At 65.9% G+C, this 11462-nt stretch carries 13 protein-coding genes; 5 read left to right on the top strand and 8 right to left on the bottom strand.

The window, feature by feature from the left end:
• Positions 1–225: 225 nt before the first annotated feature.
• On the bottom strand, positions 226–1437 hold the full coding sequence (locus OXC99_04315; protein ID MCY4624213.1) for a cobalamin-independent methionine synthase II family protein: 1212 nt from the start codon (positions 1435–1437) through the stop codon (positions 226–228).
• Positions 1438–1467: 30 nt separating this feature from the next.
• Positions 1468–2841 carry an L-seryl-tRNA(Sec) selenium transferase gene (selA, locus tag OXC99_04310; GenBank protein MCY4624212.1) on the bottom strand — a complete coding sequence of 458 codons (1374 nt, stop codon included), beginning with the start codon at positions 2839–2841 and terminating at the stop codon, positions 1468–1470.
• Positions 2842–3820: 979 nt separating this feature from the next.
• Here selA and OXC99_04305 point away from each other — a divergent pair.
• Positions 3821–4132 carry a Rieske (2Fe-2S) protein gene (locus OXC99_04305; GenBank protein ID MCY4624211.1) on the top strand — a complete coding sequence of 104 codons (312 nt, stop codon included), beginning with the start codon at positions 3821–3823 and terminating at the stop codon, positions 4130–4132.
• Between the two features lie 8 nt (positions 4133–4140).
• On the opposite strand, the gene OXC99_04300 is transcribed toward OXC99_04305, so the two are convergent.
• The 5 genes from OXC99_04300 to ccmA all read right to left on the bottom strand — a co-directional run bounded on the left by OXC99_04300 (position 4141) and on the right by ccmA (position 7059).
• Entirely contained in the window at positions 4141–4614 is a 474-nt protein-coding gene (locus tag OXC99_04300; GenBank protein MCY4624210.1) for a hypothetical protein, read from the bottom strand.
• 76 nt (positions 4615–4690) lie between these two features.
• Positions 4691–4912, bottom strand: coding sequence for a CcmD family protein (locus tag OXC99_04295; GenBank protein MCY4624209.1), 222 nt, complete (start codon positions 4910–4912; stop codon positions 4691–4693).
• On the bottom strand, positions 4899–5579 hold the full coding sequence (locus tag OXC99_04290; protein MCY4624208.1) for a cytochrome c biogenesis protein: 681 nt from the start codon (positions 5577–5579) through the stop codon (positions 4899–4901). Before OXC99_04290 ends, OXC99_04295 begins: the two co-directional genes overlap by 14 nt.
• Before the next feature lie 25 nt (positions 5580–5604).
• Positions 5605–6312, bottom strand: coding sequence for a heme exporter protein CcmB (locus tag OXC99_04285; GenBank protein MCY4624207.1), 708 nt, complete (start codon positions 6310–6312; stop codon positions 5605–5607).
• 21 nt (positions 6313–6333) lie between these two features.
• A complete protein-coding gene (ccmA, locus tag OXC99_04280) occupies positions 6334–7059 on the bottom strand; it encodes a heme ABC exporter ATP-binding protein CcmA (GenBank protein MCY4624206.1) in 726 nt (241 codons plus the stop codon).
• Between the two features lie 183 nt (positions 7060–7242).
• Here ccmA and speD point away from each other — a divergent pair, with 183 nt between their 5' ends.
• The gene (gene speD, locus OXC99_04275; GenBank protein MCY4624205.1) at positions 7243–7608 is read left to right on the top strand and encodes an adenosylmethionine decarboxylase; all 366 of its coding nucleotides are present in this window, start codon (positions 7243–7245) and stop codon (positions 7606–7608) included.
• A 21-nt stretch (positions 7609–7629) separates the two neighbouring features.
• Positions 7630–8547, top strand: coding sequence for a polyamine aminopropyltransferase (gene speE, locus OXC99_04270; GenBank protein ID MCY4624204.1), 918 nt, complete (start codon positions 7630–7632; stop codon positions 8545–8547).
• A gap of 91 nt (positions 8548–8638) precedes the next feature.
• On the opposite strand, the gene OXC99_04265 is transcribed toward speE, so the two are convergent.
• Entirely contained in the window at positions 8639–8908 is a 270-nt protein-coding gene (locus tag OXC99_04265; protein MCY4624203.1) for a type II toxin-antitoxin system RelB/DinJ family antitoxin, read from the bottom strand.
• Positions 8909–9087: 179 nt separating this feature from the next.
• On the opposite strand from OXC99_04265, the gene metG reads away from it, so the two are divergent.
• Positions 9088–10788, top strand: a complete 1701-nt coding sequence (metG, locus tag OXC99_04260; protein ID MCY4624202.1) for a methionine--tRNA ligase — start codon at positions 9088–9090, stop codon at positions 10786–10788.
• Between the two features lie 17 nt (positions 10789–10805).
• Positions 10806–11462, top strand: a 657-nt coding sequence (locus tag OXC99_04255; protein ID MCY4624201.1) for a polyprenyl synthetase family protein, incomplete at its 3' end; no start/stop codon positions are given.

Raw genomic sequence — 11462 nt, 5'->3', positions numbered from 1 at the left:
TTCTTCAACGACCTGTTCAAGATGATCGCTCAGCTTGAGACCGTGCGCTCGGCAACAGAGATCGACGCACGGATGCAGGAGAAGCTGGTGCTGCTTGGCCCGGTGTTGCAGTCCTTCACCAAGGAAGTCCTGGACCCGATGATTCGGCGCACTTTGGCAATCTGCCAGAGGAAGGGACTGATCCCACCGCCGCCTGCACAATTACGCGGGCTGTCCTTGAGGTACTCAGGTGTCCTGCAAGAGGCCCAAAAAGCGGCTACCATCGGCCCGATCGAGCGATTCATTCAGGTCGTTGGCTCCCTTGTGGCACTGGAGCCCTCGATCGCGCTGATCCCCGACTGGCACAACCTGGTGAGGCAGTATGCTGATGGGCTGAACGTGCCGGCGGTGGTCTGCCTCCGATATGAGATGGCCGTCCGCCAGGGACGCGAAGCCGCATTGCGGGCTGATGGCCAGCTGGTCCAGCGGCACGTGCTTCGAGGCCTCGTCGATGCGGCGGAGCAGCTCCTCCTGGTCCTCCAGCTTGCCCGTCTTGGTGGTGACCAGCCCGAGCACGACGACCTTGCCCTTCGGCAGGTACTTGAGCGGCTCGAAGCTGCCGGCGCGCTCGCTGTCGTACTCGAGCAGGAAGCGGTCGACGTGGAGCTCGTTGAAGACGTGCTCGGCCATGCCGGCGTAGCCGCCGGTGCCCGCCCATCGGCTGCGCGAGTTGCCGCCGCAGACGTGCATCGCGAGCGTCAGGCCCTCGCGCTTGACGGCGTCGTAGAGCGAGTTCTCCGCCTCGATGTCGGCCTGCAGCGCCTGCTCCTTCGTCATCCCGCCGAGGTCGACCGGGTAGAGGGCGTAGTCGCCGAGGTAGCCGGTGAAGCCCTCGTCGAGCTGGATGTAGGTGACGCCCTCGTCGGCGAGGGCGATCATCTCCGCGCGGACGATGTCGAGGACGTCCTTCTGGAATTCGGCCCTGTCGGCATACACCTGGTCTGTGACGCCCACAAGAAAGCCGCTGGCCGCGACGGAGACCGGGCTGGGCATGGTGATCTTGTACGGGCCCGGCGAGTGCTCCTTCAGGAAGGCGCTTTCATTGCCGGTCAGGCGGCGCACCTGGCGGATCTTTGCGCCGGCGACGCGGGAGAGGCTCGCCTCGTCCTCCTCGCTTCCGTCGAGGTTGTGCCAGTGCATCATGCGATGGCCCTCGGTGAAGCCCTCGACGGCGTCGGCAAACCCGGACATCCACGCCAGGCGGCGCATCTCGCCGTCGGAGTAGATGCCGATGCCGGTCTCGTGCTGCATCTGGAGAATGTCGATGATGGCCTCATCCTCAATTGCGCGCAGCTCCTCCTGGGTGATGCCGCCCTCCGCGAAGGCAAGGCGCGCGTCCAGCACACTGGCGGGCCGCAGGAAGCTGCCAATCTGGTCATGCCTGATTATGTCTGCCATTATTCCCCCCATCCCATCAAATGTCCGTTGCTAGTCTCCCTTGAGCGCCAGGGCCACGGCCTGCAAAAGGGCCGGGTCGTCGTCGACCGACACCGTGCGCGGGTCCAACAGGACGCGGTCGTCCTGCACCCTTGCCACGACAGGCGCAGCGCCCGTGCGCAGCCGCCGAGCCAGCTCAGGCGCGCCGCCCGTCACACCAGCGGCGTCGAGGGCGAGCAGGCACGTCGGCAGCGTCTCGCCGGGCAGGCTTCCGCCGCCGACGGTCGACTGGCCCGACACGACCTCGCCGCGGTGCCCCAGGGTGTGCGACCAGTTGATTGCACGCTCCTGCAGGTCTTCCATCGTGGTCGAGATCATCGCCCAGACAGGCACCGTGTCGACGGCCTCTCCCTTGACGTAGTGCATGAGCGTCGCGGTCAGGGCCGCGAGGCTCAGCTTGTCGATGCGGAAGGCGCGGGCGAGCGGGTGTGCGGCCATGCGCTCAATGACGGCGGCCCGCCCGACGGCGACGCCGCACTGGGGCCCGCCCAGCAGCTTGTCGCCGGAGAAGAGGGCGAGGTCCGCGCCCGCCGCAATGCTCTCCTGCGGCATCGGCTCGTGGGCCATGCCGTAGGCGGCGGTGTCCAGCAGGCAGCCGCTGCCGAGGTCGTGGAGCAGGGGCAGGTTGCGCCGGTGCGCCACCTCCGCGAGCTCCGCGATGGACGGCGCGCTGGTGAACCCGACGACCTTGAAGTTGGAGGCGTGGACGGACAGGATGGCGGCCGTCTCCTCGGTGATGGCGTGCTCGAAGTCGGCGGCGTACGTGCGGTTGGTGGTGCCGACCTCGACGAGCTTGGCGCCCGACTGCGCGAGGACGTCGGGGACGCGGAAGCCGCCGCCGATCTCGACGGCCTCGCCGCGGGAGACGATGACCTCGCGGCCCGATGCGACGGTGGCAAGGGCGAGCAGCACGGCGGCGGCGTTGTTGTTGACGGCCAGCGCCGCCTCCGCGCCAGTGAGCTGCGTCAGCAGGGTCTCGGCGTGGACACGCCGCGAACCGCGCTCGCCGGAGGGAAGGGCGTATTCGAGGTCAGAGTAGCCCTCGGCGACGCGGCGGACAGCGGCGAGGGCAGCGGCGCTGAGGGGCGCGCGGCCGAGGTTGGTGTGGATGATGACGCCCGTCGCGTTGATGACGCCCCGCGGCCGCAGCCGGGTGAACGCCTCGGCGCTCTCGACGACGGCGGCGGCGAGGGCCTCGGCGGTGGGCGCGTCGGCGCCGTTGCCGATGGCCGCGCGGGCCTCGTCAATCCGGCCCCGCACGAGGTCCGTGACGACCTCGCGCGGCAGCGACGCCGTGAGCGCCTGCACCTCGGTCGCTTGCAGCAGCCGCTCGACGCTGGGCAGATTTCGGAATGCCTGTGTCATGCGCGATTGGCCCCCGTTGCGCAACTTCAACGATTTTCGTAAGCGGAAGCTCGCGGGGAGTATAGCAAGGCGACGGCGGGGCTGTCAGCTTTCGCGGCCCGCCGAGGGTGGCATCGGGTTAGTGAGGCTATTTGAGCCTAGGTGCCAAACAACGTCAGAGCAGTGTTGCTGTATGCTGTGCATTCGGTGCAATTCAATGAATGGTGTGTTTTCAAATTGCGGGAGTGAAGGAGTCTATCCAATGAAGCTACATATGTTATTGGGATTGGCTTGGTTAGTGGCAGTAGTGTTCATTGGCTGCCAAGCACCTCTAACGGAGGATGAGATTCGGCAGATTGCCAAGGCAGAATTGGAGTCTGCCATCCAAGGAGTTAAGACGGGACCAGTTGGACCAGAGGGTCCGAGTGGTCCGGCCGGACCACAAGGGCCACAGGGTCCCATGGGTTCGCCAGGGCCAATAGGCGAAAGGGGTATATCTGGTCCGCCTGGCCCACAAGGTCCCCAAGGCACCTCCGAAATGTCTGTAGGCAACACTAGCCAACTCCGCTTGCTGCAGACGCAATTGGATTCGCTGCAAGGCAAAGTGTCTAACCTTGACGATCAATTCGTGAAGAAGGGCGTGTTGTCACTCGAGACATCAATTGACCTATCTCAATTGAACAGATGTCTTGATGAACTGTCGCAAGCACTGGACGACCTTGAAAGTGCCGTGCGGAACCAATCGACGTTCTTTCATGTCAGAGGGGTTTTTAGTTGTAGCTCCGTTGCAAGCTTCTTCTAAAGCTACTTCCTTGTCGGATTTCAATGCGCGCGGGCGGTGTATGGCCAAAGAACTTGTTTTCTCACATTTAAAGTCTTATGGAGTAGTCTTGGGGGTCCAGCCTTCGGCCTTTGCAGCTGCATGCCCAAATCTGCGATCGTTGGCAATTGTCAATGAGAGCGGTAGGCTATTCCGCATACCAGCGACAGGAGACCGCACATGGCCTACGTTCCAGCGGGCAGAAAGGCGTCGGACGTTCCGCCCGGCACGTTGAAGATTGCGATGGTGTTGGGGACGTTCGTGCTGCTTGCCAACGTCGACGGGGAGATCTACGCGACGTCCAACCTGTGCCCGCACGCGGGGGCGGCGCTGAACTACGGCCGGCTGGACGGCCCCGAAGTCGAGTGCGCGCTGCACGGCGCGGTGTTCAACGTGACCGGCGGCGAGGTCATCGTCGGCCCCGCGCCCTACGGACTGGACACCTACCCCGTCAAGGTGGAGGACGGCGAGGTGCTGGTGGACCTGGGCTAGACCGGGCGTTACCCCTGAATCAGGTTGTCCGCGATGGCCTTGCTGCGCAGGTCGCCCTGACCGGCGAGGTGGGTCGAGAGCGCTTCCACCGCGGCCGCGACCATTTCGGCCTGCACGCCTTCCGCCTCGTCCGTGAACTCGGCGGCGCGAACGAGGTCTGCGGCGTCGTCGCGAATCTTCCCGAATGCCCACGCCACCTGGTCGGCGACCTCGCTGAGGCCCTCGGGGAACGGGTTCTGCGAGTCGTTGGGGTTCTCGGGGTCGTAGCGGCCGCCGTGCCAGTGGCCGCGCGCCTGATGGCAGTCGAAGCGGGCGATCTCCTGGTTGCGCACCTCTATGCCGACGGTGGGGCCGCCGCAGGGGACGCCCTGAATCCGGACGATGCGGATGGGCCAGACATAGGCTGCCACCTGGCCGTCGTCCGAGATGGGAATGCGCATTTCATGGCCCAGATACCGCTCGTTGGGTCGCTTGGTTGGCATGTCCGCCCTCCTGTCGAGCCTGTTGCGGCAAAGATAGCACAAGCGGGCAAGGGGAGACAGTGGCGAGCGCGGCGGGCTACCCGGAGTCGTCGTCCTTGTCCTGCAGGGAGCGGAGGACCTCTATCTCCTGCTTGAGGTCGGCCTGCTTGCGCGCGATGAAGAAGGCGTAGGCGAAGAAGGCGACCCACGTAATTGCGAACGCCGCGAAGAGGAAGGGGAGGAACTCCTCGCCCTCCGCGCCGAGGGCCGGGAGCAGGAGCAGCAGGGCCGCCGTGAGGAGGCCGTTACGCTTCGCCATAGGTGTACCGCATCCGTTCTACCTGAATTTCCTGGCGCCGCAGCTCCGTCCGCTCCGCCATGAGCCAGGCGAAGAGGGCCGTGAACGCCAGGATGCTGACAAGGAACGTGAGCTGCATGGGCGGCTCGAGGGCCGACTCCTCGGCGAGCGGGCCGAGGACCTTGTTCGGGTGCAGGTCGCGCCACCACCGCGCGGCCATGTAGACGATGGGCACGTCTATGAAGCCGATGATGCCGAGGACGGCGGCGTAGCGCGCGGCGGTCTCGCCGGGGGGCGCGTAGGCCCGCAGCATGAGGTATGCCGCATAGAGGAACCAGAGGATGAGGGACGTCGTGAGCTGCGGCGACCACGACCACCAGACGCCCCACGCGGGCTTCGCCCACAGCATGCCGGTGATGAGCATGAGCGACGTGAACAGCACGCCGATCTCGGCGGCGGCGTAGGCGGCGTTGTCCATGCGCTCGCTGCCCTTCCACAGGTAGCCAATGCTGCACACGGCGACCACGGCGAAGGCGAGGAAGCCCACCAGCGCCAGCGGCACGTGCACGTAGAAGATGCGCTGCGAGACGCCCAGCACGATGTCGGTCGGCGCGTAGAAGAAGACCATCGCCAGCGCCGTCAGCATGAGGGCGGCGCTGAGGCCAAGCAGGGACATGCGCAGGGTCATGGGGCGACGCTCCTTGCCATGGGCGCTACTCGTTCACAATGAACTCGAAGGTGGCGGCCGCGACGACTGCGAAGATGACGTCGAAGGCTGCGATGAGGCCAATCCAGTTGCTGTAGTCGGCGAAGGAATCGCCCGCGTAGACGGCCCTCGTCGCCTCGGCCGCAGCAATGATAACAGGCGCAGCTACGGGAAAGAAGAGCACGGGCAGCAGGATCTCGCGGGCTCTCGTGTTGACGGCCATCGCGGCGAAGGCCGTGCCGACGGTCGCAAAGCCGAACGTCGCGAGGACGATGACGAGCCACAGGCCGGGCTCCACGAGGGGCAGGTTGAACACGGCGGAGAAGGCCGGCAGCATGATGATCTCGACCAGCAGCATGAACAGGAAGGCGCCCAGCATCTTGCCGAAGTAGAGCAGGGCGCGGCCCACGGGGCTCAGCAGCAGTCCCTCCATGCCGCCTCGCTCCTTCTCCAGCGCGAAGGCGCGGTTGAGCCCGAGCATCCCCGCAAAGGTGAAGGCGACCCACAGCGCCCCCGGCGCGACGGACTCGATGAGCCGCGGGCTCGGGTCGAGGACGAAGCTGAAGATGACGATGACGAGCAGCGAGAAGACGAGGATGGGCGTCACTATCTCGCGCGTCCGGCTCTCGAGGAGCAGGTCCTTCCAGAGGACGGCGCCTACGGCCGCCCACCACGACGCGCCTGTGGGTGCGCTCGGAGCGCGTTGCTCACTCACGGCGCACTCCCCGCGGCCCGCTCACAGCGACGCCCCCGTGTGCTCGGCGTAGAGGCGGCGGAAGCCGTCGGGGTCCGATGCGCCGGCGGAGGCGTCGTAGACGACGCGGCCGTTATGGATGATGGCGGCGCGGTCGGCGACGCGGAGGCCCTGCTCGACGCCGTGCGTCGCCACGATGGCGCTGCCGCCGGCCTCGCGGTGGCGGGCAAGGAGCTGATCGAGAGCGGCCATGGCGTTCTGGTCGAGGCCCGTCTCAGGCTCGTCGAGCAGCAGCAGCAGCGGGCGGTGCAGGACGGCTCGGGCGAGGGCCGCGCGCTTTTGCATGCCGTTGGAGAGCGTCCGCACACGAGCGTTCATAGCCGCGCCGAGACCAAGGGCATCGGCTGCGCTAGCGGCGCGCTCGGCGCCCGTCGCGCCGAGGCCGTACATGCGGGCGTAGAAGCGCAGGTTCTCGGCGACGGTGAGGTCGTCGTAGAGGAAGGTCTGGTGCATCACGACGCCGACAAGATGGCGGATGTCGGCGCGGCGGCGGGCTGTGTCGATGCCGGCGATGCGGAGGGCGCCGCCGCTGTGGCGCGTCAGGCCGGCGAGGGTGCGGAGGAGCGTCGTCTTGCCCGCGCCGTTGGGCCCGAAGAGGGCGAGGACGCTGCCCCAGCCAAGCTCCAGGTCGAGCCCTCGAAGGACGGGCCGGACGCCGAATCGCTTGGAGAGGCCGGCGGCGCTGACGGCGGGGTGGGCGGACGCCACGCTAGCCCGCCGTGCCCAAGTCGATGTCTGCCGCAATGGTCGCAGGGAGCCGATTATGCGAGAGCCTTATGGGATGGGGGGCCGTCATATTCACTCCCTACGGGGTTGGGGGTTGCGCTCAGGTTCGCCCATAGTATAATTGGGGTTCGGCCTTACAGCCAAATCCAATAGGAGGGGCGGTGATTGAATGCGCTCGGAGTACACCTGATCTTGGAGCTACAGGAGTGCCGGCCAGATCTGTTGGATAACCTTGACTATGTCCAGCAAACCCTTCTGGAAGCCGCCGAGACCACAGGTGCCACAATCATCGGAAACACGTTCCACAAGTTCTCGCCGCAAGGCGTGACCGGCGTGGTTGCCATCGCAGAATCCCACCTTTGCATTCATACGTGGCCGGAGTATGGGTACGCCGCAGCAGACATCTTCACCTGCGGCGAGGGTTTCAGCCCCCATGAAGCCGCTGCAATCATCGCGGAAAAGTTCGAGTGCAAGTCCCCCACAGTCCAGCAACTTGCACGCGGCATGCTGAAGCAGCTGGCGGGCGCTTGAGCCTGGAATGCACGAGAGTTTATGTTAGGCGACCCCACCAAATGGTACATAGAGCGCATTACGCCTGACCTGGTCCAGCTGACCAGCATCAAGGGCGTGGTGTTCTCTGGGAAAAGCAAATATCAGACCGTTGAGGTGCTCGAAAACGGGTGCTTTGGCCGCTGCCTTGTCCTCGACGGCAAGACGCAGTCGTCACAGGCGGACGAGTTCATCTACCACGAGAGCCTGGTGCACCCGGTGATGCTGGCGCATCCGGACCCGCAGACGGTCTGCATTGCCGGCGGCGGGGAAGGCGCCACGGCCCGCGAGGCGCTGCGCCACAACACGGTGAAGCGGGCCGTGATGATCGACCTAGACGCCGAGGTGGTCGACCTGTGCCGCGAATACCTAGAAGGGCACCACCAGGGCGCCTTCGACGACCCGCGGCTGGACCTGCAGATCAACGACGCCTCGGCGTACCTGCAGGGCACGTCCGAGGGCTTCGACGTCATCCTGCTCGACCTGCCTGACCCGATGGAGGGCGGCCCGGCGTACATGCTCTACACCAAGAGCTTCTACGAGATGCTCAGGGGCAAGCTGAACCCGGGTGGGCTGCTTGTGACGCAGTCGGGCCCGGCCAGCGTCATCAACTACACAGAGGTCTTCACCGCCATCAACAAGACCCTCCGTGAGGTCTTCCCGACCGTCGTGCCGTACAGCGTGCACATGCAGTCGTTCGGCGAGACGTGGGGCTTCAACGTGGCCTCGCTGGGCCCGAACCCGTCGGAGCTGACGGCCGCCGAGGTGGACGCCCGGCTGGCCGAGCGGGGCATCGCACCGCTGGACTTCTACGACGGCGTCATGCACTCGGCGCTCTTCGCGCTGCCGCCCTACATCCGCGCCGCCCTGGCGTCGGAGGAGCGGATCATCACCGCGGAGAACCCGATCTTCGTGTTTTAGGCTCTCCCGGCGAGCCACTCCTTCATGAAATCCCCCACCGTTGAAACGGAGCGCTGCCCTTCGTCTCTTAGCCCAGTAGTCTGAGGAAGTTCTATCGGAATTTCGTCATCAGCTCATTGAGGTTCTTGTATTGCTCTATCCCAACACCGCTCCGCGCATCCTCAATGGCGCGTAGGGTCTTGTCGTTAGGAATGTGCAGGTCCAAGGGCAGGTCTCCGTTAATCGCGACGTACTTGTACAGCAGTGTGACTGCGGTCGCGGGCGTTAGGCCTATTGCCGCCAACCCCGCCTCTGCTTGACGCTTTAGCTCAGGGTCCAGCCTCGCTTTGACCATTTCTCCTCTGGCAGACGCCTTGTCCATGTCCCGGCCTCCTCTCACACTGTAGAACCGAGGGGGACAGGGGATAGTTCCTTCACCGAAAGCTGGCTGCGTCGCTCGAGGGTCTTCTCTACGACGCCATCCGTTCCCCTGTGGTAGACTTCTAGCAGCCTTCGCAGCCGCGAGGCTTATCACATCCCACTGACATCGGAGTGCCACCTGTGCCGGAACGCATCTTTATAGGCGTGGCGTGGCCGTACGCCAACGGCCCGCTCCATCTCGGACAGATCGCGGGGGCCTATCTCCCCGCCGACATCTTTGCCCGCTACCACCGCCTTCGCGGCAACGACGTGCTCATGGTGTCCGGCACGGACCAGCACGGCACGCCCATCACCATACGCGCGGAGCTCGAGGGGCTGACGCCGCAGCAGGTCGTCGACAAGTACCACGCGCAGTACGTCGACGTGTGGGCCAAGCTCGGCATCTCCTTCGACCGCTACACCACGACGGGCACGGACAACCACCGCAAGGTGGTGGGCGACCTCTTCATGGGCCTGATGAACGAGGGGCTCATCTATCCCGCGACGGGCGAGTACGCCTTCTGCGCCAACGACCAACGTTTCCTGCCCGACCGCTACGTCGACGGGACGTGCCCGCACTGCGGCTTCGAGCGGGCACGCGGCGACCAGTGCGACCGGTGCGGCCGCACCCTCGACCCGCACGAATTGATCGACTGGCGCTGCCACATCTGCGGGGCGACGCCGGAGATGCGGGAGTCCGAGCACTTCTTCTTCAAGCTCAGCGCGCTCCAGGAACGGCTCCGGCAGTGGGTGGAGTCCGTCGGCAAGGACATCTGGCGGCCCAACGTGTACGGCTTCACGATGAACTGGCTCACCGAGGGCCTCCGCGACCGCGCCATCACCAGGGACGTCGACTGGGGCGTGCCGCTGCCGTTCGAGGGCTACGACGACAAGCGCATCTACGTCTGGTTCGAGGCCTGCACGGGCTACCTCTCGGCGGCGATCGAGTGGTCGGCGGACCAGACGGACGGGCGGAGCTGGCGCGACTATTGGACGGACCCGACCACGCGCGGCTACTACTTCATCGGCAAGGACAACATCCCCTTCCACACCATCGTGTGGCCGGGGATGCTGGTCGGCTACAGCGACGACGGCTCGCTGGGTCACCTCAACCTGCCCGTCAACGTGCCCGCCAACGAGTTCCTCTCGCTGGAGGGGCAGAAGTTCTCGACATCGCAGAACTGGGCGGTCTGGGTGCCCGATTACCTGGAGCGGTACGACCCGGACCCGCTGCGCTACTACCTCTCGGCCAACATGCCGGAGTTCGGCGACGCCGACTTCTCCTGGCGCGAGTTCTACCGGCGCAACAACGACGAGCTCGTCGCGACCTACGGCAACCTCGTGCACCGGGTGCTGACGATGACGCACCGCAACTTCGACGGCCAAGTGCCGGCGGCGGGCCCGCTGGACGACGACGACCGCGCCCTCATCGAGCGGGCGTCGTCGACACTGGAGGACGTGGCCGCAAGCCTCGAGGAGCCGCGGTTCCGCGAAGGCATCGGCAAGGCGATGGCGATGGCAGCGGAGGCCAACCGCTACATCGACCTGAAGGCGCCGTGGCGCACCGCCCGCGAGGACCGGGAGCGCACGGCGACGACGCTGAATACTGCGCTGACGGCCATTGCGGCGCTGAAGATCGCGCTCTACCCGTTCATGCCGCACGCCAGCGAGCGGCTCCACGCTCTCATGGGCTTTGAGACGGACGTCGTCACCAACGGGTGGACGCTGACGCCCCCGCCCGCCGGGCAGGCGCTGCAGCCGCCGACGCCGCTGTTCACCAAGCTCGACGAGGGCACGGTGGAGCGCGAGACGGCCATCCTCGAGGCGCAGACCGCGCGATAGGGCAGGTGAGTGCACACATGGAAACAGCCTTGAGCTTCTACACGCCCATCGCAGACGGCCTCCGCCGGGTGGAAGCGAGCCTGGCGGATGTGGCCGCCGACAGCGAGGAGCCCATCAAGTCGCTGCTGGAACATGTGGTCTCCGTTCGGGGCAAGCGCGTGCGGCCCGCCATCACCCTGCTCATCGCGAAGACACTCGGCTGCACGACGGACAAGCCCGTCATCATGGGCTCCGCCGTCGAGCTGCTGCACCTCGCAACGCTCATCCACGACGACACCGTCGACAACGCCGCCGTGCGGCGCGGACGCGCGACGCTGAGCAGCCTGTGGGGCCCGGAAGTCGCGGTGCTCGTCGGCGACTACCTGTTTGCGACCTCAGCCATTCACGTCTGCAACACGGAGGACATCCGGGTCATCAAGGGCTTCTCCCGCACCATCATGGACCTCTCCAGCGGGCAGCTCACAGAGCGGTTCATGGCCAACCAGTGGCAGCAGACCCGCGATCAGTATATGGACCGCATCTTCAAGAAGACCGGCTCGCTCTTTGCGACGGCGGCGGAGTCGGGCGCGGTACTGAGCGGCGCCGACGAGCGGCTGGCGGCCCCCGGCCGGTCGCTCGGCAGGCACCTGGGGCTTGCGTTTCAGGGGGGGGGCGGCGCCCTCGCAGCGCCGCGG

Source organism: Chloroflexota bacterium (assembly GCA_026713825.1).
GTDB lineage: Bacteria > Chloroflexota > Dehalococcoidia > Lucifugimonadales > UBA1127 > UBA1127.
Note: the sequence above shows the minus strand (reverse complement) of the source record. Positions and strands in the feature narration are given on the sequence as shown.